Annotated in this window: 29 protein-coding genes and 1 riboswitch; of the genes, 4 read left to right on the forward strand and 25 right to left on the reverse strand. The window is 38.3% G+C overall.

All coding sequences use genetic code 11. The features are described 5' to 3' along the window. Positions 1-12 precede the first annotated feature (12 nt). Both AC1VNJ_RS17585 and AC1VNJ_RS17590 read right to left on the reverse strand, forming a co-directional pair. Positions 13-360: a YojF family protein gene (locus AC1VNJ_RS17585; RefSeq protein WP_013056714.1), complete on the reverse strand. Its 348-nt coding sequence runs from the start codon at positions 358-360 to the stop codon at positions 13-15. 46 nt (positions 361-406) lie between these two features. Beyond that, positions 407-1,294, reverse strand: coding sequence for a 5'-3' exonuclease (locus tag AC1VNJ_RS17590; RefSeq protein ID WP_098626773.1), 888 nt, complete (start codon positions 1,292-1,294; stop codon positions 407-409). 243 nt (positions 1,295-1,537) lie between these two features. Between AC1VNJ_RS17590 and AC1VNJ_RS17595 the strand changes: the two genes are divergently transcribed. Beyond that, positions 1,538-1,849, forward strand: a complete 312-nt coding sequence (locus tag AC1VNJ_RS17595; protein ID WP_016763842.1) for a hypothetical protein — start codon at positions 1,538-1,540, stop codon at positions 1,847-1,849. 50 nt (positions 1,850-1,899) lie between these two features. On the opposite strand, the gene AC1VNJ_RS17600 is transcribed toward AC1VNJ_RS17595, so the two are convergent. Together AC1VNJ_RS17600 and panE are read right to left on the reverse strand one after the other, a co-directional pair. Further along, positions 1,900-2,700, reverse strand: a complete 801-nt coding sequence (locus AC1VNJ_RS17600; RefSeq protein WP_028413633.1) for a GIY-YIG nuclease family protein — start codon at positions 2,698-2,700, stop codon at positions 1,900-1,902. Then, on the reverse strand, positions 2,700-3,629 hold the full coding sequence (gene panE / locus AC1VNJ_RS17605; RefSeq protein WP_482641118.1) for a 2-dehydropantoate 2-reductase: 930 nt from the start codon (positions 3,627-3,629) through the stop codon (positions 2,700-2,702). Before panE ends, AC1VNJ_RS17600 begins: the two co-directional genes overlap by 1 nt. A 251-nt stretch (positions 3,630-3,880) precedes the next feature. Between panE and AC1VNJ_RS17610 the strand changes: the two genes are divergently transcribed. Next, positions 3,881-4,801 (forward strand): CobW family GTP-binding protein, encoded by a 921-nt coding sequence (locus tag AC1VNJ_RS17610; RefSeq protein ID WP_014460454.1) that lies wholly within the window; start codon positions 3,881-3,883, stop codon positions 4,799-4,801. A 32-nt stretch (positions 4,802-4,833) separates the two neighbouring features. On the opposite strand, the gene AC1VNJ_RS17615 is transcribed toward AC1VNJ_RS17610, so the two are convergent. After that, positions 4,834-4,992 carry a hypothetical protein gene (locus AC1VNJ_RS17615; RefSeq protein ID WP_013056708.1) on the reverse strand — a complete coding sequence of 53 codons (159 nt, stop codon included), beginning with the start codon at positions 4,990-4,992 and terminating at the stop codon, positions 4,834-4,836. Between the two features lie 294 nt (positions 4,993-5,286). Between AC1VNJ_RS17615 and AC1VNJ_RS17620 the strand changes: the two genes are divergently transcribed. Then, positions 5,287-5,613, forward strand: coding sequence for a MerR family transcriptional regulator (locus tag AC1VNJ_RS17620; protein WP_013082852.1), 327 nt, complete (start codon positions 5,287-5,289; stop codon positions 5,611-5,613). A 91-nt stretch (positions 5,614-5,704) separates the two neighbouring features. Here AC1VNJ_RS17620 and rarD read toward each other — a convergent pair whose 3' ends face one another. The 17 genes from rarD to AC1VNJ_RS17705 all read right to left on the reverse strand — a co-directional run bounded on the left by rarD (position 5,705) and on the right by AC1VNJ_RS17705 (position 19,961). Further along, positions 5,705-6,631, reverse strand: a complete 927-nt coding sequence (gene rarD, locus AC1VNJ_RS17625) for an EamA family transporter RarD (protein WP_482641119.1) — start codon at positions 6,629-6,631, stop codon at positions 5,705-5,707. A gap of 256 nt (positions 6,632-6,887) precedes the next feature. Continuing rightward, entirely contained in the window at positions 6,888-7,532 is a 645-nt protein-coding gene (locus AC1VNJ_RS17630) for an alpha/beta hydrolase (RefSeq protein WP_482641166.1), read from the reverse strand. Between the two features lie 85 nt (positions 7,533-7,617). After that, on the reverse strand, positions 7,618-9,576 hold the full coding sequence (locus AC1VNJ_RS17635) for a transposase (protein ID WP_482641120.1): 1,959 nt from the start codon (positions 9,574-9,576) through the stop codon (positions 7,618-7,620). Then, positions 9,569-9,820 (reverse strand): hypothetical protein, encoded by a 252-nt coding sequence (locus AC1VNJ_RS17640; protein ID WP_482641121.1) that lies wholly within the window; start codon positions 9,818-9,820, stop codon positions 9,569-9,571. Before AC1VNJ_RS17640 ends, AC1VNJ_RS17635 begins: the two co-directional genes overlap by 8 nt. 277 nt (positions 9,821-10,097) lie before the next feature. After that, positions 10,098-10,667: a cob(I)yrinic acid a,c-diamide adenosyltransferase gene (locus AC1VNJ_RS17645; protein WP_028413636.1), complete on the reverse strand. Its 570-nt coding sequence runs from the start codon at positions 10,665-10,667 to the stop codon at positions 10,098-10,100. After that, positions 10,664-11,089: a bifunctional adenosylcobinamide kinase/adenosylcobinamide-phosphate guanylyltransferase gene (locus AC1VNJ_RS17650; RefSeq protein WP_033578770.1), complete on the reverse strand. Its 426-nt coding sequence runs from the start codon at positions 11,087-11,089 to the stop codon at positions 10,664-10,666. The genes AC1VNJ_RS17645 and AC1VNJ_RS17650 overlap by 4 nt, the downstream gene beginning before the upstream one ends. Next, positions 11,041-11,655: a histidine phosphatase family protein gene (locus AC1VNJ_RS17655; protein ID WP_028413638.1), complete on the reverse strand. Its 615-nt coding sequence runs from the start codon at positions 11,653-11,655 to the stop codon at positions 11,041-11,043. The genes AC1VNJ_RS17650 and AC1VNJ_RS17655 overlap by 49 nt, the downstream gene beginning before the upstream one ends. Continuing rightward, positions 11,613-12,386: an adenosylcobinamide-GDP ribazoletransferase gene (gene cobS / locus AC1VNJ_RS17660; protein ID WP_028413639.1), complete on the reverse strand. Its 774-nt coding sequence runs from the start codon at positions 12,384-12,386 to the stop codon at positions 11,613-11,615. The genes AC1VNJ_RS17655 and cobS overlap by 43 nt, the downstream gene beginning before the upstream one ends. Beyond that, positions 12,383-12,943 (reverse strand): bifunctional adenosylcobinamide kinase/adenosylcobinamide-phosphate guanylyltransferase, encoded by a 561-nt coding sequence (locus AC1VNJ_RS17665; RefSeq protein ID WP_028413640.1) that lies wholly within the window; start codon positions 12,941-12,943, stop codon positions 12,383-12,385. Before AC1VNJ_RS17665 ends, cobS begins: the two co-directional genes overlap by 4 nt. Further along, on the reverse strand, positions 12,940-14,019 hold the full coding sequence (cobD, locus tag AC1VNJ_RS17670) for a threonine-phosphate decarboxylase CobD (protein ID WP_482641122.1): 1,080 nt from the start codon (positions 14,017-14,019) through the stop codon (positions 12,940-12,942). Before cobD ends, AC1VNJ_RS17665 begins: the two co-directional genes overlap by 4 nt. After that, positions 13,994-14,980 carry an adenosylcobinamide-phosphate synthase CbiB gene (gene cbiB, locus AC1VNJ_RS17675; protein ID WP_033578767.1) on the reverse strand — a complete coding sequence of 329 codons (987 nt, stop codon included), beginning with the start codon at positions 14,978-14,980 and terminating at the stop codon, positions 13,994-13,996. The genes cobD and cbiB overlap by 26 nt, the downstream gene beginning before the upstream one ends. Positions 14,981-14,984: 4 nt before the next feature. Continuing rightward, positions 14,985-15,593 carry an adenosylcobinamide amidohydrolase gene (locus AC1VNJ_RS17680; protein WP_048021298.1) on the reverse strand — a complete coding sequence of 203 codons (609 nt, stop codon included), beginning with the start codon at positions 15,591-15,593 and terminating at the stop codon, positions 14,985-14,987. Positions 15,594-15,681: 88 nt separating this feature from the next. Next, complete coding sequence (locus AC1VNJ_RS17685; protein ID WP_028413644.1) at positions 15,682-16,641, reverse strand: ABC transporter substrate-binding protein; 960 nt, start codon at positions 16,639-16,641, stop codon at positions 15,682-15,684. Between the two features lie 259 nt (positions 16,642-16,900). Continuing rightward, positions 16,901-17,033, reverse strand: a riboswitch (cobalamin riboswitch). A gap of 90 nt (positions 17,034-17,123) precedes the next feature. Continuing rightward, positions 17,124-17,438, reverse strand: a complete 315-nt coding sequence (locus AC1VNJ_RS17690) for a thioredoxin family protein (protein WP_013056696.1) — start codon at positions 17,436-17,438, stop codon at positions 17,124-17,126. 188 nt (positions 17,439-17,626) lie between these two features. Further along, entirely contained in the window at positions 17,627-18,229 is a 603-nt protein-coding gene (locus AC1VNJ_RS17695) for a YpjP family protein (protein ID WP_028413645.1), read from the reverse strand. Between the two features lie 380 nt (positions 18,230-18,609). Beyond that, positions 18,610-19,395 (reverse strand): class I SAM-dependent methyltransferase, encoded by a 786-nt coding sequence (locus AC1VNJ_RS17700; protein WP_482641123.1) that lies wholly within the window; start codon positions 19,393-19,395, stop codon positions 18,610-18,612. Positions 19,396-19,523: 128 nt separating this feature from the next. Further along, positions 19,524-19,961 (reverse strand): BrxA/BrxB family bacilliredoxin, encoded by a 438-nt coding sequence (locus tag AC1VNJ_RS17705; RefSeq protein WP_013056693.1) that lies wholly within the window; start codon positions 19,959-19,961, stop codon positions 19,524-19,526. Positions 19,962-20,201: 240 nt separating this feature from the next. Here AC1VNJ_RS17705 and AC1VNJ_RS17710 point away from each other — a divergent pair, with 240 nt between their 5' ends. Further along, positions 20,202-21,086: a polysaccharide deacetylase family protein gene (locus AC1VNJ_RS17710; RefSeq protein ID WP_098626770.1), complete on the forward strand. Its 885-nt coding sequence runs from the start codon at positions 20,202-20,204 to the stop codon at positions 21,084-21,086. A gap of 30 nt (positions 21,087-21,116) precedes the next feature. On the opposite strand, the gene AC1VNJ_RS17715 is transcribed toward AC1VNJ_RS17710, so the two are convergent. From AC1VNJ_RS17715 to AC1VNJ_RS17725, 3 genes are all read right to left on the reverse strand, one after another. Next, positions 21,117-22,241, reverse strand: a complete 1,125-nt coding sequence (locus AC1VNJ_RS17715; RefSeq protein ID WP_034269350.1) for a conserved virulence factor C family protein — start codon at positions 22,239-22,241, stop codon at positions 21,117-21,119. A 63-nt stretch (positions 22,242-22,304) separates the two neighbouring features. After that, positions 22,305-24,203, reverse strand: a complete 1,899-nt coding sequence (locus tag AC1VNJ_RS17720) for an ABC-F family ATP-binding cassette domain-containing protein (RefSeq protein ID WP_034269353.1) — start codon at positions 24,201-24,203, stop codon at positions 22,305-22,307. Further along, positions 24,184-24,837: an HD domain-containing protein gene (locus AC1VNJ_RS17725; RefSeq protein WP_033578763.1), complete on the reverse strand. Its 654-nt coding sequence runs from the start codon at positions 24,835-24,837 to the stop codon at positions 24,184-24,186. Before AC1VNJ_RS17725 ends, AC1VNJ_RS17720 begins: the two co-directional genes overlap by 20 nt. Between the last annotated feature and the right edge of the window lie 56 nt (positions 24,838-24,893).

Consider the following 24,893-nt stretch of genomic DNA (forward strand, 5'->3'; position numbering starts at 1 on the left):
CTCTCTTTTCTGTTATGAAAACGGATGTTCACTTAATTGAAGGGCAACTGCTAAACGACCTTCAAAGTCATGCCCTGCTAAAAGAAGTCTGCCTTCTTCATCAATTTCCCAATCTGTTAATCCCTCTGCATAAATCCATCCTAAATCAATTTGAAGACCTACACGATAAGGACCTTCTCCAGTTATCTTTCCGTTTGAAATAGTGACTTTACCATTGCGAATAAAAGCCCCAACTGTCATTACTTTTTCATTTACGTGTGAAGCATATGCACCGTTTGTCGTTTCAAGGTGTACATATACGTCTTTATTTAAAAATGTTTGTATTTTTTTTTGAACTGTTTCTTTATGAATTGGTTGCACGCTTGTTACTCCTTTCTCATGTTCATAAATTGTATTGTACTAAAAATCAGGAGCGAATCCTAATGTTTAGTTCTAGACTTTGAATTTCTTTATTCCATCGTTCATAATCATACATAAATGTTAATTCTCCCCAATTCAACATACTGATTTCTTGAATGTCTATAATAATCTCAGCGAGTTCACGGCTAAGCATACCTAGTTCTTTTCCTTCTGCTAGCTTTTTTTTGTAACGATTAAAAGCTGGATCTAATTGTTCAATTTGTGCATAAATTTCATGGATAGAGCCATATTGTTGAATAAGAGGCAGTGCGGCTTTTTCTCCTACACCTGGAACGCCCGGAATATTATCAGATTTGTCACCAAGCAATGCTTTTACGTCCACCCATTGACGAGGATGAATATTATATTCTTCTTGAAAGTGCTTAAAGCCATAAACAAGATCGCCAACCTGCTTTTTAGCAATAATTTGCGAAATATGTTGATCTAGGAGCTGAAGCAAGTCTCGGTCGTTGCTATAGATGTACCCTGGACTTTGCTTTTCCTTACTCCACTTGCTTGCAAGTGCTCCAATTAAATCATCTGCTTCATAAGAAGACAATGACATTTGATAAATGCCTACTGTATCAAAAAATTGCTTTAACGTTTCGTACTGCTGAATCAGCGGATCAGGCAGCTCTGCTCTTGTTTGCTTATATAAAGCGTATGTATCTTTACGTTTTGTATCCTCGCGTTTAACATCCCAAGCGACGAAAATATGGCTTGGCTCATATTGGTGAATCAATGCATGCATTTTTTGAATCGTTACTCTCAGGGCATTCGTAAATTGGCCCTTACTGTTTCTTGTCAACGCTGCTTCATCTCTTCCATAAGAAGTAGCAAAATAACAGCGGCTTAATAAATTAAATCCATCAATTACTAATAGTGTTTCGTTCACATAGTCACGTCCTTTGAAAACTTTGCTCCTTTAGCTTTTAGAGCAAACATACTATAGCACTTGTTCTTTGCACGCGTCAATGAAGTGCACAAAGCTCAAAACCCGCCCATTTTTTTCTCTCAATGTAAATGTAGTATAAAGATGTTAAATTGTTGTTATGATTTATTCGTTTGACTTTTAGAACTTTTGACTATCCTATAAAATGAGGATGAAAGATCAATCCTACAAATGAAGGTGAAAAAAGTGAATAAAAACACGATGATTAAAACATTAAAAGTTATATCTGTTGTGTCGCTTCTCGCTTTGTTATTTATCATTGCTTATGATCGTTCCATGTCTACATCCATGATTATTTTGTTCAGTTCGCTCATTTTCTTTGTATTTGTACTTAGCGACTTTTTTTTCGATCGCAAGCCGTGGGGATTAAAAGGCCTTCAATTATATATATCACTGATGTTATTCATCATTGCCATTTTTGAAATGCATCAAGTTGTCAGTTCACTTTGCGTTATTTCCATTATGGCTCTACCAAAAGTTATTGACGAATTAGCTTAAGCGCGAATGATAAATGATAAAATCCATGATCACAATGATCATGGATTTTATTACGTTTTGAGTAATTTTTCAGAGATGCGAAGAGCTTCTTCTATACCAAATTTACGCACTAAACTGATGGCTTCCTTTATTTCTCTCTTTTTCAAATCATGAGTCGGATTTAAATTTAACAACACTTGAATAACAACTAAATCCCGCATCGTAAACATCATATTCTTTTTCATATCTCGCTGAAATGTATACTGTTCTTTTAAGAGCCGGTCACTTATTGCTAACACTTTCGACTCCGGAAGATGTAGCTGCGCTCCTGCTTCTTGACAAGACCACAATTTTTTCACTCGATCTTCAGCATTCATATTTGCGACTCGTGCATATGTAATATCGCTGTTTTCTTGGCGAATCTCTATCTCTTTTAACGTTGGCTTTAGCACCGTTTTTCGCTTAGAGACTTTTTTCTTGTTAACTCCTGTATCCCTGAGGACTCTGCCGTGAACGGTGTAAATGTCGTATTCATTTTCTCTTTTTACATCTTGTTTATTGTATTTTGGAAAATAACCATTCACAAGCATCGTTCTCAACATATCTAATTCTTTTTTTAATCCATGAACTTCAATATATCCAACCGCATGAATTTCTTTGTGGAATTTTTTTGTATTGCTAACACCTTTTCCTGCAACGTGAGCTCTTACTCTTTCTGATAGAGAGCCCGTCGTGGTTCCGATATACAAAAGCCGGCCGGGTTCATCAAAGAAAAAATAAATGCCAGGAGCGGAAGGCAATTGTCCCATTTCTGCTGTACTTAGCAGCTTTTGCAATACTTGCATGACTGCTAAATCAATTTTTGCTGTCATTATTTTTGATAACCTTTTAACATTTCTTCATATACTTTTAGATGCGTATGTACAGTTTGAAGAAGCGGTACGTGTATAGACGATTTTTCAGCTAACTTCAGCAAATATCCTTGAAGGTGGTCTCCTTCAATTTGAGAGCTTTTTTCCATGTCGCGCTGCATCGATGACTTCATGTCATACGTCATTTTGTCCATCGTATTCATATGCTGTTCAATGATTCCTTCGGCTAATGGTGCATCGTAGGCCATCATAATATTTTCCACTTCTTTAAAAAGTTCTTGCACAAATTGACGCCCGCCTTTTGCTGCTAAAACTGGTCCAACAGGTGCGCGCATAAGAGTAGTCATGCCTGACATAACCGTAATAAACAAATACTTATGCCACATATCCTGTTCAATATATGAACTTTTCACAAACGAAGCTTTTGTACCACTGAACGCTTGCTCAATCAGTTGTAATCGTTCTGCGTCCTTCTGCTTAAATTCACCAAATACAAGTCTGTGAGCAGGACTCGTCTGGACGACCTCTCCATCTTGGTTTAAAGTAGTTTCAATAAAGCACAGCCCTCCAATGACTTTCTCTTCCCCAAAAGCTTCCTGCAATGGAGCGACGTGAGCCATACCGTTTAACAAAGGTATTACAACGGTCTGATTCCCTACAAAAGGACGGACATCTTCAATTGCTTGTGTAAGATGATAAGCCTTCGTTGTGAACAAAATAACATCATAAGGTCCTTTTACCTCAGATTTTGTAATAGCTTGTACAGGTGAAGTGAAGTCACCGTGTGCACTTTTAATCACAAGTCCGTTTTGTTCCAGCTCTTTTTTTCTGCGTTCTCTGACAAGGAAAGTAACATCTTCTCCTTTTTCCACAAGCCTGCCTCCAAAATAACCGCCAACGCCGCCTGCGCCTAAAACTAATATTCGCATAACTTTTGCTCCCCTTTTCTTTTTCTTTTATTGTAGCACAGCTAGTTTGAAATTTTATAATATTCTTATTTCATTGTATTTTGAGTTTTCTACAAAAGATAGCCATAGCGCTTTTAAAGTTGTTATAATGAATACAAAAAAGCATAAAAATTTACGTTTAGACATTTATCCCCTCTTGGATATACGATTTACCAACCCGTAATCGGAAAAATTCCGATTTAAATAATGTTATTTACATAGGAGAGACTGAAATGAAAACAGAAATCTACATTTTATCTGGATTTTTAGGCAGCGGAAAAACAACGTTGCTTAAACAGCTGCTTCAGCAAGAAAAAGATCGTAATCGCAATATTGCTGTTGTGATGAATGAGCTTGGCCAAGTTTCGATTGACTCAAATGAAGTAGAAGAAGACACGCCGTTAAAAGAATTGCTAAATGGCTGCGTGTGCTGTACGATTCAAGGTCAATTTGAAACGCAGCTTCATTCACTTTTACAGGAGAACACATTGGATGCTATCTATATAGAAACAACGGGAGTTGCCCATCCCATTGAAGTATTAGATGCTTGTATGTCTCCTCTTTTTGCGCATCAAGTTACGATTAAAAGTATTATCACCACACTGGATGCGACAAGATGGAAAGAACGTGGTTCCTTAAGCATTCAACTTCAAAAACTTCTTCAAGAACAAGTAAAACATGGGGATGTAATTTTATTAAATAAAACGGACATGCTGTCTGAGTCAGAAAAGTCTTCCCTGCTTTTTGAGATTCAATCCATTAACGCTAGTGCAAGGACATTATTAACGACATTTTCCCGCGTGAAGCTTGATGTGATTCAAAAAGCTCAGCTGTCTCAAAAACAGCCGCACCATAAGGCTCATGTTGAAGATCATCTTCATTTGAAAACATTTGTATATGAGTTTACAAAAAAAGTGGATCTTGAATTATTTGAAAATTGGCTTCGCCAAATGCCAGATACCATTTATCGCATTAAAGGCTACATGCGCTTCACTCATTCGAATGATACGTATTCGTTTCAATATTCATACGGCATGCCTCTATATATGAAAGAAATGATGAAGCTGCCCACCACTCTTGTCTTTATAGGTGAAAACCTCGATCACGCTAAGATGAAACAAGAATTATTTAATCTTGAACAGCAATCTCATTAAAAATCCCGCTCTAGGCGGGATTTTTTTATTACTTATAAACAGGCATTTTGTACTCTGCGCAAAATTTCATATGCACGATTTCCGGCTAACTCTGTCAATTCTTCAAATTTTTCATCTCTTTTCAAATCGAGTTCAATAATTTCTTTTGCCAGCTCAATAATCTCTTCTTTTTTCAATTGTTGCACAGCCATGTAAAACGCCCTTCCCTTTTAGAATTTATGTATATTCTCACATTTATTTTCTATTCATCATTTTGAAAGCAAGTGATTAACCACAAGGCTTTATCCTGTATGGTTAACCACTTGGGATCGAGTTAATCATTAGTTTATAGGACTCTTTTCCCTATTTCATTATTTATGTCACTTTTTCTCACATAGTAATTCAAAAATATAACATATATATGTTAGAATGTATTACATGTTATAATTTTTTGTATTTTTTTCCTTTATAATAACATACTACTACGTACTCAGGGGTGAGGGAGATTGTCTACGAATGAAGCGTCATATCGAGATAAAAAAGTCATGTCTATTGGGATTGTAAAAGAATTAACCGGTTTATCAGAAAGACAAATTCGCTACTATGAGAAAAGAAGCCTGCTCTTTCCGGACCGAACCAATACGGGTATCCGGAAATATTCGTTTTCAGACGTCGAACGATTAATGGATATTGCCGATCGTATAGAAGAAGGAGTTCAAACGAGTGAAATACGCACAGAACTGGCTAAAAAAGATGAAGCGAGAAAAATGAAAGAAGTAAAAAACCAAATGCTTCAAGGTCAGTTGAACGCTCATTTCAAGCGGAAGCTATAAAGTATACATACGGTGACTTTTCCGTCTCCGTTTTTATTTCTTTACAGCAGACAAAAAAGCGCATATCTAAAGATATCCGCTTTTTTGTCCGTTAAGCTGAACGCCCTTTAAAGAATTTCGGCTGATGAGAACTCATGAACTTAGTTTTAGATAAAATGAACATCACCGATCCGCCCCAAATGAACAAAAAGGCAATCATTTCCATGCTAGAAAACGGTTCGTGATACACGAATACCCCTAATAAAAGCGTCATGGTAGGAGCAATGTACTGCAAAAAACCGACCATCGATAGCGGAATAAGCGGGGCTCCTTTAGCGAAATACAATAGTGGCATAGCTGTAGCAACACCGCCTCCAATTAAAAGAGCGCTCACATCAAGCGACTGAAGGGAAAAACTTGAAGATCCTTTCACTAAAAGAAAAATAAAATAAATAACTGCAATAGGTGCAACCATCATCGTTTCAATCGTTAATCCTACTTTTGCTTCTAACTGAATAGTCTTTTTTACAAGACCGTACAAACCAAAGCTAAACGCTAAGCTTAATGATACCCATGGGATATGTCCGTATGTAACTGTCATAACGATAACACCTATAGCAGCCAATCCAACAGAAGCACCTTGCCAAAAATTAAGCTTCTCTTTTAAAACGACTATGCCAAGCAAAATACTAACGAGCGGATTGATGTAGTAACCTAAACTTGTTTCAATAATATGATTATGGTTAACCGCCCAAATGTAAACGAACCAGTTGATGCTGATTAGCACTGAAGCCACAAATAAAATGACCGCTTGTTTCGTATTACGAAATAATAAACCAAGCGTCTTCTTTAAAGAACTCATTTGCTTTGTCACAAGCAAAAGTAAAAGCATAAAAACAAATGACCATATAACGCGGTGAGCGAGTATTTCATTCGCATTCACCTCGCCAAGAAGCTTCCAGTAAAGCGGAAAAAGCCCCCACATAACGTAAGCGCTGGCTGTATAAACAATACCTGCTCGTTTAGAATCTTGATTCATTTCTCAACCTCTTTTCTTTATCTCTCTGTCTCTTATCATTATAGATGCATTTACCTCTTTTTTATAGCTTTATTTTGCCTATCGAAATAGCTCAAAAAAAAAAAACGATCGCTTTTAGCTTAACGGGTTCGGATTTGAAGTACAAAATTATAAATAACCATCAAAAAAGAGGTGCTATTAGCACCTCTTTTGCATATATTTTAGCAATTGAATTAGCACATAAATTGGTTACCCTTTCGATAATCCCATTAATTTGCTAAATTGTTTTTATTGCTTTTTGAAGTTTTTCCATTACCCTTGATAAAGCTGATATTGAATTTGTTGTCTCAAATTCTCCAATATCTAAGTGATGATTTGCATTTTGGACAACCTCTATCTTTAAATTCGAGCTACTTAATTGGTCAATCTGATTTGAATTGAAATGAGGGTCTTTATCCCCGATAACTAAAAGTCCTTGGTGTTCGCTGTTTAAGATTGAATCAAAAATCGAATCAAACTTTAACAATGGAGTAAGTAAAATCATTTTTGACTTTGTAAATTCATTTCTTTTCATTAGGTCATTCGCAATTGGAATAGTTCCAAGTGATTTTCCTAAAAAAATCGACTCATTGTATTGACCGTTTTTAAAGACTTCCGAAATTACAGGGTTAATATCGTCTATCATTGTTTTGGATACTTCTTCAAGAGACTTTTTCAAAAAATATTCTCCATAGGAATAATGGATATGAACAATATCTATTTTGTTTTGAAGCATTGCCATAGTTGCAAAATAAAATAAGGGCTTATCGTAATTGTAACCTGAGCCAGAAAACATAAAGCAAATTGTTTTGGAACCCATTTCAATATGTGTATAGCTAATTGATTTGTCTCCCGATTGTATATTCTTCTTATTTACTTGCATCATTTTCTCCTCCAATTTTTATAATATTCTAACATAACTTGCCAATTATTTTATAAAAAAATCATCCTGTTTAAAGTAGGATGATTTATCGGAAATAAATTATATCCTTTAAGCTAAAAACCTTTTTAGCGATTCCTAACCGTTGTGCTGGAGTACCAATGACTTCTTGCTTTCCTTCCTTCGTCTTATAAGCCAAACAAAAATTGTAGTAAGTTCGAAGGATTGTCAAAGACATTTGAGCATACTTGGGATTAAAGTTTGAATAAATATAACTTTTTCCATCGCCACGAGCCGTTGTCAGCGGTCTTTCTAAAATGGATAATCTTCTACGGATGTGTTGAATGAATGTGTTCGTTGCATTATCATTCACATTTATAATTAGTGACGCAATATCCTTGGGTTCAAGAAAGGAAACATCCGTTGTGCAATCGACTGAGCGAAATCCTCTATCAGGTGTGGCTAAGGGATGTTCAATTGGATTGTCTGCATACTCGTTATGGGAACTTGTCCCACCCGAAACGATTTTATGGAACTTGTGAGTTTCAAATAATTCTGTTAGATACAGATATGCCAATTTGCGTAATGATTTAGTCCCAATATCTCTTAGAGAACCCCATTCCAATAAATTCGCTTTTGCCTCTTGAAACTCCTCATAGGCTCTTTTTCGGGATTTGGTTTTGTCCGTTTGGCATAGAAAATGATGCCCGTCTGTACGGCGAACCTCTTGCGAGAAAACACGATGAATACAATTGATTAATGATTTATCCTCATCTGTAACAAAACGCCATTCAGAAGCCTTTACAAGTTCTTTAATCAACCAAAAATGAGCGGTAGTGGTGTAGGCTGCCTGAACGTGTAATCCATCAATATACTTTTCCCGACGCTCCATTTTAAGCAGTTCTTGATGGTATTCCGATTGTGTTTGTGTATCGCTCTTTGATGGCGGTTGCGGATATACGGAATATTCATCGAACCGAGCGTGTTTCTTGGCGAATTCGCTTAAATGGTCTTCCTTCATCAATACCGTATCAATAGCTATGTCACTAAAGGTAATATCCCAATCATATGCCACATCACATCGAAACACATAACGAGACAAAACATCAGCGGAAATGACCACACTTGTAGGCAATTGAAGTTCTTCGATGCCATCAAATCGAGAACCACCTTGTCCCTTTTTACGGACATTATTTAGGAAATAGGTCATCTTATCCGTATTCAGCCACATTTCCTTGAATTGAGCCTCTTTTAAAGGTTTGATTTCGTGTTTTTCCAGAAACTCCAAACACCTTCGGTACAGGATTTCAAGTTTATCATAATAGGTTCCTCTACCAATCCCTAAGATTTCACAAGTTCTACTTACTGGTGTTCGGTTAAGCAGAAGTTTGGCATATAACGGCATTATCTCGCTTCGTTTTTGATGGTAGGTGGATGATTGTCTTTGGTTCGGCAATACATTGGTAAACTTCTTGCATACCTTGCATTGATACCGTTGAGATTTTGCGGTACTTTTACCCCTCTTGTAAAACGATTTCGGTTCATTGAAAGGGGTAAAGTCTGAAGCAGCACAACCATCTTTATGAAATTCATATTCAGGTTCAATATCCTGTACTGTTTGAATACGGACCATTCGTTCAATTTCTTCGGCAACTGACCAATTTGAAACAACATATGTCCTTGTATCTAATACTTCTCCATACCCTTTTTTGATAGGGTCTGGGTTACACCTCAATGATTTGTCATCACCTGAACCAGAAAGCCTGTATCGGCTTGGTTTCCCTTTAACATCATCAAATTTCTTTTGAGGCAAACCGTACCACTTACAATATGGATTTAGACATTGATTGAATTGAAACTGATGTGATTGTCCGTTCCAACTAAATTCCACAGGTTTAAATAACAACTCTTTATATTTCGTAGCGAACTGTTTTGGTGTTAATTTGTCATAATCCTTTAAACGGTTCGTCAACTCACTATTCGATAATGGAGAATGAACAATAACAGGATTATCGTCTTTGGTAGCCAATCGTTTCAATTTAACCAATTGCATCTTCCTCAACTGCATCTTCCATTTCTAACTGTTTCACGATACGGCGGTTATTCCGCTTTTTTTCAATCCATTGAACAAAGTCTTTATCATCAAGGATGTTTACCAGAAATTTATCGACTACTTCACTTTCGCTGTATTCCGTATATTCCGCATAGTATTTAACAATGGCTCTTGTCCGTTCCGACAGCAACCAATCAACCTTTTCAGCATTTTTATTTTTTGGCTTGATAAATTTCATCCTTAATCACCTCTCCATTTTGACATAAGTTTTAACACCAAATTTGGATACCATTTTAGCATACATTTCGAACATATGACATTAGCTATTGTCAACTTGTTAATTAGTATGCCAATTATTGTGCTAATTTATACGTCAATTATAGAAAAAACCTATTAAATCAACAAAAACAAAAGGTTCAAATCATATGCGATTTGAACCTAAAATTGATACGCTAATTTAGTTTTTGTACTCTTAAACCGAACTCGTTACTTTTAGCTCGACCGTTTTTTATACATTATTTTTTAGGTTGTTTAAATACTTTGGCACTGCGAATATACTCTACGTCTTGTACATTTTCTCGCGCGTTAGCGATTCGAGCCGCAGCAAAGAAATAATCGGATAAACGATTTAAATACTGAAGCACCGCCACATTAATTTTATGCTCACGCTGCACGCCAACAACAAGCCTTTCTGCGCGGCGTGTAATCGTCCGACAAATATGAAGCGTTGTCGCTGCAGGTGTGCCTCCAGGTAAAATAAAACGCTCAATGGCCGGCGCTTCTGACATATAGACATCAATGCGCTTTTCAAGTACTGCTATCATGTCATTCGTTACTTTGTACGGATGATCATCTTTTGCAAATGCTAAATCACTTCCACAGTCAAAAAGCTCATGCTGAATCGTAATTAGCTCTTCTTTTACATCTTTTAATGTTGCTTCATCCAGCTGATAAATCGCTTGACCTACAAAGCCATTTAGCTCATCAATCGTCCCGTATGCTTCCACTCGAATATCATCTTTATTTACTCTTCCTCCAATTAAGCTTGTCTGCCCTTTGTCCCCTGTTTTTGTGTAAATGTTCATTGTATTTCCTCCTTCAATCGATTAGCAATTCCGTACCAAATGTGATCTACTTTCTGGGCATGTGCCGCCAAATGCTGATACGCATACCCGCATTCATCTCTCCACTGCCGCTCTATTGGATCTAAAGGAACAATGCCTTTGCCGACTTCAGTTCCAATCACTATTAACTGTTCCCATACACCGCTGTCTCTCCACTTCTGTATGACCTTTTTAACAACAAGATGCGGAGCCTCCAGCTCGCTATGTATTAATTCCTTAACATAGTGCTCAAATCCTTCTAGCACAATGTAACTTTCTTCAAACTCAATGGCCGGTAAAACGGGGTCTTCATACAAACAATGCCATTTTATCGACTCACTGGCATACTGCTGCTTCACCCATTTTCTTTTGCCGGTAAATGCACCGCCGAATACGAAATGCATGCTCTTCTCTCCTTTGCCTGTTTGTATGTGCACGTTACTGAAAAACCTTCTCCATAAGAAAAAGAAACATCCCAAAGCGACGCTGTCTGTTTAAAATGGGACGCAAGTAAACGCAGTGGTCCGCCGTGTGAAACAATAGCAATGTGACGCAATTGCTGACTAGCCGCCAAATCGACCGCTTCTTCCCAAGCTTCCCAAACTCGGTTTGAAAATCCTGAGAAGCTTTCACCATTCGGAGGCGTATGTTCTGCCCAGTGATCGATCCAATTTCTATATGCCCGTATGTTTTTTAAATCTTCATACGTCTTCTCTTCCCAATCTCCAAAATGCAGCTCACGCCAACTTTCCCTTTTAATCACCTGAGATTTAGGAAAAACAATTGAACTTGTTTCTAGCGCTCTTTTTAAGTCACTGGAAATAACGAGCTCCGGCTCTAGAGAAAGCTCTTTTAATTCATTTTTCCCTTCTATACTTAAAGGCGGATCACTCCACCCTATATATTTTTTTTGTTGATTTTCAAGCGTCATGCCATGGCGAATACATGTGATAACCAAAGAATTATCCATAAAAACGTTTCTCCTCCTTCAATGGTTGCACCTATAACATCTCCTGTTACGCCACCAAACTGCGAACGATAAAACCGTATCCAGAGCCATAAAAAACCGGCAAAGAAAAAGATAATGAATTTATTGTCTATAAAAACAATGAAAATAGCAACTAAGAATAGGCTCATGACGATAAATGCATAAATAGACCATTTGGTGACTCCTTTTTGAAAATAAGCAGCAAGCCCCGTATCTTTAGCGGGCTTATCTCTCATAACTAAGAAAGCGGCTCCGATTCTTGGAAGTGTAAAGACGGTTATACATGCCCAAACCGATAAAGAAGAAAGAGACGTTAATTCATAGATTGCACTAAAGCGCAGCAGAAGCAGAACAATAAGAGAAAGAATAGCAAAAGACCCAACGTGCGGATCGCTTAAAATCTGCAGTTTCTTTTCCTTTGACTGATGGGAAAAATACGCATCACTTACATCCATCCACCCGTCTACATGAAGACCACCCGTTAAAACAAGCGGCAAAAGCAAAACTAAAATACTGCTAACAATAGCAGTGATAGGTGAATAGTGAAGCAGCTGTAAAAAGCTATAAAACATTAAACCTAGTAATATGCCAATCCAAGGCAGGACAAAAAGTGAGCGTGCCGTTCTTTTTTCAGTCCATTGAACGGTTTTAGCCAGTGGTAAGATCGTAAAAAACTGAAGAGAGATTCGTAGTATGGCTATCCATTCTTTCATTTGCTTACACATTCCTTTCCTTTTTTAAAACGGGAAAGTCCCGCTTCTACACAAATAGCCACATCTGCTTTTTCTACAATATACTGATGTAATTTCCCTAACATATGCATATAGCTATATGTCGGCTCCTCTAACACGCCCGCTTCAAACAGTTCATTAGATACTAGCACGACCGTCTGAGACTGCGCAAACAGCTTATCGAGCGCTTCTATCATCTGACGAAAAACCTCTTGTTTACCTTCTTTTGTTTGCCACCTTTTTTCGGTTAAAAAAAGCTCATTGGCAAGCCAGTTTGTGACACAATCCAAGAGTATAGTATCATCACTTCGAAGGTTTGGAAGAATTTGTTGTAAATCTACAGACTGCTCGATCGTTGCCCAAGGCGTGTTCGCCGCTTGACGTTCTGTTTGATGAAGCTGGATACGTTTTTGCATTTCACTATCTGTTTGCCGGCTTGTGGCAATATAAACAGCGCGCTTTGTACAAAAAGTTTGAACCATGTTCTCCGCTGCACGTGATTTGCCGCTTCGAACCCCTCCGCTAATAAAGATGATCATATTTCATCGAGTCCTTGTTTGATTACGTTAAGTAAATAGTCATTTTCTTCTTTCGTTTTCACAGCCAAACGGATATAGCGTCCATTTAAAAATGGGAAGTTTTCAGTATGCCGAGCTACCACACCGCGGCTTGCTAAATAGATAAGCCAGTCGCGCGTTTTAATAGACGACGGAACGCTGCAAAGATAATAGTTTGTTTGAGACGGAGAAACCAAAAGCCCCCATTCTTCTAGTTGACTCAAGATCCGTTTTCGTTCTTGTTTAATATAATGTACGGTTTTTTTCACAAAATCTTTTTCATCTACACATATCATCCCTACTTGCTGCGACAATCCGTTTACACTCCAAGGAGGTTGTTTTTTAGACATCTTGCTAATGATTTTTTCATTTGCCAAAATATAGCCAAGGCGAAGCCCCGCAATATTAAACATCTTTGTCATCGAACGCACAACAATGAGATGTTCATAGTTTAGAATAAGAGAATCAAATGAAGGCTGATGTTCGACAAAATCAATAAATGCTTCATCAATTATTAAGTATGTACCATGATGAACAGCAGCTTTTACTACTTTCATCCATTCCTCGTGACTATACATAACGCCCGTTGGATTATTTGGGTGACAAATCCATAGTACTTTTATATCCGGAAGAATACTCATAATCAACTCTATATCCCAGCTCCAGCCATTTTCTTCAGCTAAAGGAACGTATGTCACTTCACATCCATACGCTTTACTTGCCTGTTCGTATTCGAGAAACGTCGGCTGTACAATCCCCGCTTTCTCTCCTGAAAATAAAGAAGCAATAAGGAAAAACGCTTCAGCGGCCCCATTTGTGGGCAGCACTTGGGCAGCGGAAACATGATGATGAGCTGCAAGTTTATTTTTTAGTTCTGTTACTTCAGGATCAGGGTAACTAAACGCAGCTTCCTTGAATTCGTTCCACTTTTCGTGAAGAACAAGGGGAGCCCCTAAAGGATTTGTGTTTACGCTAAAGTCTTTTAGATGCGACAAATTCTCGGCCCCTATTGCTTTTAAAAAGACATTGGGGTTAGCTCCATGTGTAGGTAATAGCACTAATAACTCCTCCTAACAAAAGATAGAATAACCACGTAGCATAGACCGTCCTTTTCATAATGAAAACAGCTTGTTCAATATGACCGGCTTGCAGGGGAATGAGTGGTTCGCCCATTTTTGCACGATTAGATTCTATGCCTTTATATGTATTAAGCCCGCCGAGTTGAATACCTAAAAGGGCAGCCACTGCACTTTCCCCGTATCCGCTATTTGGACTTGGATGCTTCTTAGCATCGCGCTTAATCAAACTCGTTACATGCCAAAGAGAATATTGGCTTTTTGCTACATTAACAGCGGTCATCACCACTGCAGTTAACCGACTTGGAATATAGTTTAATACGTCATCGGTTTTTGCACTAAAATAGCCGAACAGAAAGTAGCGGTCATTTTTATACCCAACCATTGAATCGCATGTGTTAATAGCTCGGTAAAAAAAGGCTAGGGCTCCTCCTCCTATAAATGCATAAAAAAGCGGAGCTGTAATACCATCACTTGTATTTTCAGCCACGGTCTCTACCGTCGCTCTGGCAATTTCTCCTTCTGATAAACGATCCGTATCTCGTCCCACAATCATGCTTACTTCATATCTAGCTTTCTCCATATCTCCTAGCTGAAGCGGCTTTTGCACCTTATAAGCAGCTTCGCTTAAGGAACGAGTGGATATAGTAGTCGCAATCATTACGCCCTCTACTAAAACACCTAGTATAAAATGAACTCCGTACAAAGCATGAAGGAATAAAAAAGGAATAACTCCTGCGAGCACCACCATACTTATCACAAGAAGCAATCCTTTGAATCGTTTTCCTGCGCCTTTATTTAATCTGGAATCCATCCAATAAATCCACTTGCCAAACCAGCGAACGGGATGCGGCCAATTTTCTGGGTCACCTATGATTCGGTCAATGAGTAGAGCAATCGTCATGGCTGTCAGGTGTGCAATCATCGCTTGTGCAATACTCATTTCTTCACCTCTTTTCCTTAAGTGCCTGCTCTAAGCTTATTTTTACCAGCTTGGCTACCGCTTGACCTAAAGCGGTCATAGAGCCTGCATATTCATATAATGGTCCTTGCTGAGACGCTGCAACTGAGATACTGTCCGTAGATGTTCCCGTAGCAATCGTCTTTGTAGCTGGATCTATGACACCCAGCTGTGACAGCGTTTTTGTTTTGGCTTCTGTAGCGGCAATAAAAAGCTGTAAAAACGCCGCATCCGTAAGCGTGCCTTCCACGAAAAAAAACATATTAATTGTACCGGGAGAGGAATAAAATGGAACAGCTTCGTCAGCTGTAATATCCACTGCGTTTCCTACTCCAGCCGTTATCACGGAAGCTACTCTTACTCCGTAGCCTTCATAACAGTAAACCGCTCTTTCTTTTAACCAAACCGCTGTCATCAACCCTACGATTTGCTCATGGCGCACATTTTCTTTCATCAAATATTGCTCATACTCTAAAGAAGGAGTATCTGAATAATAGTCTTTATGAACAAATCGATTGTAAAAGGTGTCCGTTTCCATGATGCCTGTTCCTAAAACGCCTGAGCTGTATGTTTTATAAGAAGTCTCGGTTTTCATGATTAAAAGCTCAGGCCGTTCTTCAATTTTAAGATGTGAAAAGGGACCAATCCCCTTTTCAATTCGAACTGGAATATGGTCCCTCTTTTTATTTATTGTACACCTCAGGGTATACTGCTTTTGCTAAGTCCTCTAAGCCATCTACAATACGAGGTCCTAAGCGGTTGATTTTGTTTTGATCAACCTTTTCGATGTTCCCCTCTTTTACAGCAGTCATGCTGCTCCAAGCGGGACGCTTCATAATCTCATTTTTGTCTGCATCATACGTTGCGATAATAACGTCAGGGTTTAACTTAACAACTTGCTCTTCAGAAAACTTAACCCAACCCTTTTCACTAGCCGCTACGTTATCAGCACCGATCATAGTAAGCATTTCGTTCATGAACGTACCTTTTCCTGTTGTATAAATCTCAGGAGCTCCCGATACCTCTATCCATACTTTTTTACGATCTTCTTTTGAAATCGTTTTTGCTTTTTTCTCAATTGAAGCTACTTTTTCTTTCATGTCTTTAATTGTTTGATTAGCTTCTTTTGTTTTACCCGTTAATTTACCAATTTGCGTAATAGAATCATAAACCGTATCAAACGTTGTTGAATCTTTTACAACAAATACCGGAATACCCGCACTTTCAATTTGTTTAAATACTTCATCTGAAACGCCCATACTTGAAGCGTGTGCCAGCACTAAATCAGGATTTAAAGCAATAACTTTTTCTGCATTAACGTTCATATCTCCCACCTGCGCTTTTTTCTTTACGCTTTTAGGATAATCATCGTTGCTTGTGACACCGACTAATTCTTTTTCAAGGCCAAGGGCATATACAATCTCCGTATTACTTGGCATTAATGAAACAATTTTCTTAGGCTGTTTTTTCAACGTAATTTCTTTATCACGCGCGTCTTTTACCTTCACTGGAAACGCAGCTTGTGACGTTTGTTCTGTATCTTGCTTCGTTTTTTTATCACTGTTGCTTTGGCTGCCTGCACCGCATGCAGCAAGTACGATGACTAACAGCGCAATAATGGAATACGAAAGCCATTTTTTCATCTAAATACTCCCCCTATATATTGTTCATTGTGAATACGAAACCTCCACGTTAAAGAAAAAGCAAATGATCATGCAAAAAGCAGCGCTATCCCGTTTTTTCCGCTTTGACTATGTATACTGCTCGGCAGCAGCTTCAAAATAAAAAAGCTTTACTTTCAATTGAAAGCAAAGCAGGTAACGTCAAGATAAGCAGGAAAAGAATCCGTTCACTATACTTGATATGTATGTTCATTACCCTGCTTCACCCTTCCTCGAAGGTTTCACAGCTAACAATAAGGCAGGTCTCCTGACTTACGCACAAAGCGCTTACAGTGGCGGGACCGCGCTGGTTTTTCACCAGACTTCCCTTTTCACTCAATCTTTAAATTGAGACCTTATTGCTTTACGATTATTCACTTGTCCTAGTATACCCCACTCATCGAAAAATGGAAATAGCCATTCTCACAAAAAAAGCTGCGAGAATGCTCTCGCAGCTTAGGGAATTAAAGAGTTGCTAAAAATTCACGGACCGCTTCAGGCGTTTTAGCATTTGCACTGTGCAGGTGCGCAATTTTTTCACCGTTTTTATATACAAGAAGAGAAGGAATACCCATTACATTGTTTTCAGCAGAAAGTTCTTCAAACTCATCCTTGTCAATTTTAAACCATGCTTTATCTGTATTTTCGTCAACGATTTCATCAATAAACATATCCAAACGTTTGCAATCAGGACACCACGTTGTCGTAAAAATCCCAACGCTTAGTGTTTCATTCTTAATTTGTTCGCGAAATTGTTTTTCTTCCGTAAATTGTTTCATTGTGTTACCTCCAGCGTCTATTCGTTCCTTCCTACAATTCTATAGTAAGAAGTCTGACTTCATTATAAACGATTTTTTTATCGTTGTGCTAATGTTTCAGCTTATTTAGACCATAACGGTTTTAGACGTAAAAAAATGCTAGCTTAAAAAAGCTAACATTTCGAAATTGTAGAATGTTGTGTCTATTATCAGCTGAACCACTTAGGCGGCATGTTTCGGTTCCAATAAATTTTCCCTAAATCATAATGCTTTTGAAAATTATCTGCGGCCGCATGATAGTGAAAATTAAACCAGTATCCATCTTTTGGAGGATTTTCACGCCGTACATGAAACCGTATTAAGTCCTGACCGGTTTCCCGGTCATATACATGGAAAATCTTTTCACCGTAGCCAGCAGCAGGGTGCTCGCTTATCTCGAGATTCTGAATTGACTGTTCACGTTCAGTGCCAATGTCGGTCAGCACTTCTTCAATTTTAGGTAACACTGCTTGACGAAATTCATCTTCAATGACAGGACCAATTTTTGTTCCGAATTTTTCCACTGACTGTTTTTCAGCTGATTCCATTGCATACGTAACAAATGATGAAACGTCTTCATATTTTGGTTCTTCATATGGCAAATGAATATCTTCTATAACAGCTGTGACAGGAGTTGTTTCTCTTACATACCCTGCTTTATGTTGCTTGTCCGCTTTTGCATCATCAACGTATAAATATTCTGGTGGAGTGACAAGCCCAAATGTAAATACTGTAATAAATACAATTAGCATTCTTTTTATCCATCTAGGCATTCGTATCTTTCCTTTCTCATCTTTTCCCATATGGTCTTTTCATATTGTAAAATTCATTATCATAACTCACTAGGTATTGTAACATACTTATTAATTTTTTACCTATATTTGCTTATTCATTTATGCTGTCTACGGGCATTTGACGACTTTTCAGTTACCACCTTCCTTCTTCTGTTTGAGGTTGTCACACCGAGCGGAAACCTATACAAGATATTCCTTTTTTGCTGGATGCTTAAACACAAAAGTATTTTTATGTTCAAAAATATATCATACTTTTATGAACTTTAGATGAAATTCATAAAAAAAACTTCCAAAACTTTTTAATTCCTAAAAGGTTTTGGAAGTCTTTTCAATGAGCGTAATTAATTTTACTTTTTTGGTTATTTTTGTATATCAATTGTCCCGTAATGAAATTTTGATGTTTTTCGTTTTTGCACAGTAAATCCATGCTCTTTAAAACGACTGCTTTTCCAATGATCTTTTAGCACGACCTTTTGTTTGGCTACTCTTTTTGCTTCTTGTATAGCCATTGGCGTCAGCGTGGTATACAGTGCTATTGCTTTAATACCGTTAATTCCATTCGATTCCTCAATTTGTTCTTGAAACATAGGATCAAAGTAGACAACATCAAAAGAATTATCTTCACAACACGCCAAAAACGATTCAAAATTTTGATGAACCACGTTTATAAGCTTCATTGCATCATTCAACTCTTGTACGTCACTTTCCCAATTTAAAAGTCCTTGTTTGACTAAATAAGCTACATAGCGGTTGCCTTCTAGTCCGACAACTTTCCCGTTTTTCCCTACTGCTGCGCTCGCCATCATACTATCCGATGCAAGACCAAGTGTACAGTCAAGCACGCTCATTCCTTTTTCTAAACCAGCAGCTTCAATAAACGGATCTCGTTCTCCGCGCAGCCATCTCTTCACTCTAAACATAGCGGAATTTGGATGAAAAAAAATAGGTTCTTCTTCATTTTGGACGTGCAATTCTACTCTATTTTTACCGACAACCAGCACGTCTGCCGCTTCAAGATTTTGAAGATCTGCAACAGATTTCTTCTCTCTTGTTACAAAAGGTATACTTAAATCAGCGGCTACCTGTTTGGCTTTTACAATCATCTGTTCATTTGTTCGACCAGCAGTCGTAACAATCACTTTCATAACTCCCCCTACACTGTTTGGCTATTTACATAAAGAAAAAGGATGCCGATAGACATCCTTTTTCTTATAAAGTATATGCGATTTTTCTTTAAAAATCTATATACTAGATGTGACAAAAGCAGGACATTTTATGAACAGTGCTGCTTAAAGCCATTTAAAATGTTTTCAAAAATAACTTCTAACGGCTGACCTTCAATTTCATGTCGAGGAATAAAATGAACAACTTCTTTTCCTTTTAAAAGTGCCATAGACGGTGATGAAGGCTCAATGTCCCCAAAATATTCACGCATTTTAGCTGTTGCTTCCTTATCTTGACCGGCAAAAACAGTTACCACTTGATCTGGTTTTTGCTCAGACTGTAAGTACGCTTGCGTTGCTGCAGGACGTGCTAAACCAGCAGCGCATCCACAAACTGAATTAACGACAACAAAAGTTGTTCCTTCTACGTTTTCCATAAAATCAACTACGGCTTCCTCTGTTGTTAATTCTTCATAACCAGCTTGAGTTAATTCTTGACGCATTGGTTTAACTAACTGACGCATATATTCTTCATATGCCATTGACATATTAACATTCCTCCTAACAATCATTCACGCTAAAAGCATACTATAAAAACCAGGAAAAATCTAGCTACTCACTCTTCAAATCCTTATCGCTGTCCCGTTCTCCTTTTTCATTTGACAAAAAAGATTAAAACCGGGTCATATCATCTAATTTTTTTCCATAAAAATGTCGATTTTTACTATTAATATTCCATTTTTTGTACTATAGTAGTAAATAGTAGTTTAGTAGAAAGGATTTTCAAATTGAACCAGCGATTTAAACCGAACAAACAATTTAAGCCAAACAAACGATTTTATGCATTTTTGTCTTTAGTGTTAGTGATCGTCGCTTCTTTATTTTTTATTACAGGAGCCAAAGGAAGTGAATCCGCTGCATCTCAGCAAGTCTTAGCATCTACTGCATTGCCGCTGAAAGAAGCTGCATCTTCAGCACAACCTGAGAAGCTGCTTAATACACTTCACCATAATATGTATGTAGGAAATACCGTGAACGATCAAAATCAAGCTCTTACACAGCCTGTTTACCTTACGTTTGACGATGGCCCAACGCCTGATACCCTTCACATTTTAGATGCTTTGCGTCAATATAACGTAAAAGCAACTTTCTTTATGTTAAAGTATCAAATTGACGCTCACCCTGAAATTGCTAAAAAAGTAGCACAGGAAGGACATGCCATCGGCTGTCACGGCGTCTCTCATGATATTCATGTCATGTATAGTGAAGACGGCGCCGCGTTAAAAGAAATGCAGGAGTGTCAAGCGACAGTTAAGAAAGTAACCGGTGTTGACAGTAAGTTAATCCGCGTTCCTTACGGCAGCGTTCCTTATTTAAAAGAGCCGCACCGTACAGAGTTGCTAAGCCACTTTAAATTATGGGACTGGAATGTAGACAGTGAAGACTGGGCACTTCGTTCTGCACCTAGAATTATTCAGGGCCTTGAACCTCATATTCAAGGGGTTAACTCCAACGGAAGAACACCCGTCATTTTATTTCATGACAAATCCTTTACGGCACAGTCTCTGCCGACTATTTTGACTTACTTAAAACAGTCCGGTTATCAGCCTATTAAAATTGATAACACGATGCAGCCTATGCAGTTTCCAACTCCCGCTGCAAAACAGTCATAAAAAAAGATCATTCAAGTGAATGATCTTTTTTTATGCTTTTCTGCTTTCCGTCATTTGTTTCCAAACAGAACCTTTTGCTTCTTCTCCGCCTTCGATACGTTCAATCGCTAGCTTGATTTGTAAATCTACCTCAAATTCTTTGTCATTCTCTGCTGCTTTTAATGCAGGAAGAGCCGTCTCATCCCCTACCTCGTATAAATACATCGCTGCACGCCAGCGCACAAGCTTGTTTTTATCACCAAGGGCTTCACACATTGCCGGAATACCTTCTTCAAAACCTAAATCCGACATGCAGTCTCCAGCAGTACGGCGCACAGTGACTGATTTATCTTTTAATGCTTTGTATAAATAAGGCAGTACCGCTTTTGATTCAATCATTCCTAAGTAGACCGTAGCTAAGCGGCGAATAGATGCTTTTTCATCATCAAGCGCTTTATTTAAAACGTCTAAATCAGCTTCTGTTGGATCCATTTGTTCTAAATGGGCATAGCGCACTGACCAATCGTTGTCTTCTAGCATCTCTTCTGTAACTTTATAGGTTTTACGCGGCTGTACCGTTTTTCCGCCTTCTTTTTCTTCTTGTGCATTGGCTACAAGGCGAGTTAATCTTTCTTGCGGATATGCTGCTGCTAATTCTTCCACTACTTCGTCTCCGATAGCCGCTAACTCTCCGTAACGAACGCCTTGTTCTTTCCATTTCCGTTCTAACACTACATTATCTGAAAAGCTTTGAAGCTCTGCTACCGCTTTTGCGAATCGTTCAGGCAGACCAAATCGCTTTTCTTCATTTCCATCCGTTAGCTTAACTTGCATTGGTACGTTTTTGAACATTTGAACGGACACATTGACCTCACCAAAATGCTCATTCATTTTGTGCTGTTCGCTGCTGCTTTGCAAATCTTCACCAAACGCTGCACGAACTTGCGGCAAAATTTGCTTCCAGTCATATTTAGCATTTCGCTCTACTGCTAAGAAGTCCGCTACGTGATAGACTCCTTTTACCCCTTCTACTTTCAAGATGTCTTGAACAACTTCAGGCGCTGCTTCAGCATTTTTTTCCGTATAGTTATTGCTTTTCCCGCCTGATAGCACTTCGTCTAAATTAATTTTCATTGTATTCGGACTTGGCGTTGGCTCAATTGATTTAATGTTCATATCGTATCGTACTCCTCTCATTAAAATTGTAGCATGTGGCTTATACTCAGTCTAACGACTTGTTTACGCGTTTTCAATTTCTTCAATTAGCTCTGAAAGCTCTGCCCAGCGATCAAGCAGTGCATTTAATTCTTCATTTGCTTTTTCTTGTTCTAACGATAGGTTATGCGCTTTTGTATAATCGCTGCCCACCTGTTCAATTTCACTTGTTAAGCGTTCAATTTCTTCTTCTTTTGCTGCAATATGATCTTCGATTTCTTCCCATTCTTTTTGTTCTTTATACGTTAAGCGACGCTTTTTCGTTTTCTCCGGCTGTTTTGGCTTTTCTTCTTTCACTTTAGCCTGCTGAACCATTGCCTGCTTCTTTTTCACCGCTTCTTCTAATTGATCTGTATAAGCGCCAAAATAAGTCGAAATGTTTCCTTCTCCTTCAAAGACAAGTAAGTAATCTGCTACTTTATCTAAGAAATAACGATCATGCGATACCGTGATAACAACACCTGGAAATTCTTCGAGGTAGTCTTCAAGCACCGTTAGCGTTTGAGTATCCAAATCATTAGTCGGCTCATCTAGCAGTAAAACATTTGGGGATGTCATCAACAATTTCAATAAATATAAACGACGGCGCTCTCCTCCGGACAACTTTTGAATCGGTGTTCCGTGCGTATGTGAAGGAAATAGAAATCTCTCAAGCATTTGCGATGCAGAGATCATTTTCCCATCCGTCGTATGAACAACTTCTGCCGATTCTTTAATATAATCAAGCATGCGTTGATTCAAGTCCATATCATCGCTTTCTTGAGTATAGTAAGCAATTTTAACCGTTTGTCCTCTGTCAATTTCACCGCTGTCCGGCTCAATGCGTCCTGCAATCATATTCAGCAGGGTAGACTTTCCGCTTCCATTTTTTCCGACAATTCCAATTCGGTCTTGTTTTTTCACGATGTGCGTAAAGTCTGAAAGAATGATTTTATTTTCATACGTCTTAGACACATCTTTTAATTCAAACACTTTTTTCCCAAGGCGGCTGCCTGCTAAACTTAAATCCAATGATTCTTTTTCAGAAGAATCGAGTTTTCCCTCTAATTCATCAAATCGCTGAATACGCGCTTTTTGTTTAGTCGTACGCGCTTTTGCTCCTCGGCGAATCCAAGCCAATTCATTGCGATATAAGTTGCTTAATTTTGCTTGAGTTGCTTTTTCCTGCTCTTCTCGAATCGCTTTTCCTTCTAGAAAAGCAGCATAGTTTCCTTTATAGCTATATAAATTTCCACCGTCTAATTCAAAAATTCGGTTTGTAACAGCATCCAAGAAATAGCGATCATGAGTAACAAGCAATACGGCTCCTTGATATTTGGATAAATATTCTTCGAGCCATTTAACCGTCTCATAATCCAAGTGGTTAGTCGGCTCATCTAAAATTAATAAATCAGGTGTTTGAATTAGGCTTTGGGCAATTGACACGCGCTTTTTCTGTCCACCTGAAAGTTCGCCGATTTTTGCACTCATATTTGAAATTCCCAGCTTCGTTAAGATCGACTGTGCGTTAGAATTGGCTTCCCACGCGTTCATCGCATCCATTTTCTGCTGTAAATCATACAGTGTCTGCTGGTTCTTCTCGTTTGCAGAATCTTGCTCTAACGCATATAGAGCTAGCTCATAGTTTTTTAATAAATTAAGAAGGGGCGTATCTCCGCTGAAAACTTGCTCTAAAACCGTTAAGTCTTCATCAAAATCCGGATGCTGAGGTAAATATGTCACGCTGTAGTCTTTAGCATGAACAATATCCCCTTCATCTCCCAGCTCTAGACCTGCGATAATTTTAAGAAGCGTCGATTTTCCTGTTCCGTTTACACCAATTAAGCCGATTCGCTCATTTTCCGTAATTGTAAACGTTAGCTGATGAAACAGCTCTTTTTCTCCATATGTTTTTGTTAAGTTTTCAACAGTCAGCATTTTCATAATGATAATTCCACTCTTTCTTAAATTGAACTAAAAATTCTTTCATATATGTATGTCGCTCTTGCGCTAGAGACCGTGCTGTTTGAGTATTCATTAACGCAGTCAGCTTTAACAACTTTTCATAAAAATGAGCAATAGCCGTTGATTTTCCGTGTCTGTATTCTTCCTCTGTCATCTCACTTCGTACAGCAATGTTTTCGTCATACAGAGCCGTGCCTTTAGAACCTGCATACATAAACGTACGTGCGATACCAATCGCACCAATTGCATCTAAGCGATCTGCATCTTGAACAACTTGACCTTCAAGCGTGGCCATAGCCGGACGGTTTCCGCCTTTAAATGACATCGTTTGTAAAATATGAACGATATGCTTGCAGTTCTCTTCTTCTACGCGCTGACTCTTCAGCCACTCCCGCACTTCTTCATACGCTTTTTCAACATCTTCCACTAGCTTATCATCTACCACATCGTGTAAAAGCGCGGCTAGTTCAATAACTTCCCGGTTGCCGCCTTCTTTTTTATATAAAAGCACTGCATTTCGACGCACGCGATCGATATGCTGCCAGTCATGTCCCGTCGTGTCATGCGCAAGCTTTGCTTGAACCCACTTTTCCGTCTTTTCTATTTTGTTCATTTGCTCACCTCAATTATATCCACCATTATTTTAGCACAAAGTAAGGCGCTCGTCTC

This window comes from Priestia sp. 3CA3 (assembly GCF_056836725.1).

Excerpts from the sequence above, each read along its gene's own strand:
- AC1VNJ_RS17645 (WP_028413636.1), bottom strand. The coding sequence starts at position 10,667 with ATGAACATTTACACAAAAACAGGGGACAAAGGGCAGACAAGCTTAATT.
- AC1VNJ_RS17695 (WP_028413645.1), bottom strand. The coding sequence starts at position 18,229 with ATGCCTAGATGGATAAAAAGAATGCTAATTGTATTTATTACAGTATTT.
- AC1VNJ_RS17690 (WP_013056696.1), bottom strand. The coding sequence starts at position 17,438 with ATGAAACAATTTACGGAAGAAAAACAATTTCGCGAACAAATTAAGAAT.
- AC1VNJ_RS17705 (WP_013056693.1), bottom strand. The coding sequence starts at position 19,961 with ATGTCAATGGCATATGAAGAATATATGCGTCAGTTAGTTAAACCAATG.
- AC1VNJ_RS17685 (WP_028413644.1), bottom strand. The coding sequence starts at position 16,641 with ATGAAAAAATGGCTTTCGTATTCCATTATTGCGCTGTTAGTCATCGTA.
- AC1VNJ_RS17680 (WP_048021298.1), bottom strand. The coding sequence starts at position 15,593 with ATGAAAACCGAGACTTCTTATAAAACATACAGCTCAGGCGTTTTAGGA.
- AC1VNJ_RS17655 (WP_028413638.1), bottom strand. The coding sequence starts at position 11,655 with ATGGATAATTCTTTGGTTATCACATGTATTCGCCATGGCATGACGCTT.
- AC1VNJ_RS17665 (WP_028413640.1), bottom strand. The coding sequence starts at position 12,943 with ATGATCATCTTTATTAGCGGAGGGGTTCGAAGCGGCAAATCACGTGCA.
- AC1VNJ_RS17715 (WP_034269350.1), bottom strand. The coding sequence starts at position 22,241 with ATGAACATTAAATCAATTGAGCCAACGCCAAGTCCGAATACAATGAAA.
- AC1VNJ_RS17640 (WP_482641121.1), bottom strand. The coding sequence starts at position 9,820 with ATGAAATTTATCAAGCCAAAAAATAAAAATGCTGAAAAGGTTGATTGG.
- AC1VNJ_RS17650 (WP_033578770.1), bottom strand. The coding sequence starts at position 11,089 with ATGCATTTCGTATTCGGCGGTGCATTTACCGGCAAAAGAAAATGGGTG.
- AC1VNJ_RS17630 (WP_482641166.1), bottom strand. The coding sequence starts at position 7,532 with ATGCAAGTAAATAAGAAGAATATACAATCGGGAGACAAATCAATTAGC.
- cbiB (WP_033578767.1), bottom strand. The coding sequence starts at position 14,980 with ATGAGTATTGCACAAGCGATGATTGCACACCTGACAGCCATGACGATT.
- AC1VNJ_RS17725 (WP_033578763.1), bottom strand. The coding sequence starts at position 24,837 with ATGAACAAAATAGAAAAGACGGAAAAGTGGGTTCAAGCAAAGCTTGCG.
- AC1VNJ_RS17700 (WP_482641123.1), bottom strand. The coding sequence starts at position 19,395 with ATGAAAGTGATTGTTACGACTGCTGGTCGAACAAATGAACAGATGATT.
- panE (WP_482641118.1), bottom strand. The coding sequence starts at position 3,629 with ATGCGAATATTAGTTTTAGGCGCAGGCGGCGTTGGCGGTTATTTTGGA.
- rarD (WP_482641119.1), bottom strand. The coding sequence starts at position 6,631 with ATGAATCAAGATTCTAAACGAGCAGGTATTGTTTATACAGCCAGCGCT.
- AC1VNJ_RS17610 (WP_014460454.1), top strand. The coding sequence starts at position 3,881 with ATGAAAACAGAAATCTACATTTTATCTGGATTTTTAGGCAGCGGAAAA.
- AC1VNJ_RS17615 (WP_013056708.1), bottom strand. The coding sequence starts at position 4,992 with ATGGCTGTGCAACAATTGAAAAAAGAAGAGATTATTGAGCTGGCAAAA.
- AC1VNJ_RS17600 (WP_028413633.1), bottom strand. The coding sequence starts at position 2,700 with ATGACAGCAAAAATTGATTTAGCAGTCATGCAAGTATTGCAAAAGCTG.
- cobS (WP_028413639.1), bottom strand. The coding sequence starts at position 12,386 with ATGAAAGAATGGATAGCCATACTACGAATCTCTCTTCAGTTTTTTACG.
- AC1VNJ_RS17720 (WP_034269353.1), bottom strand. The coding sequence starts at position 24,203 with ATGAAAATGCTGACTGTTGAAAACTTAACAAAAACATATGGAGAAAAA.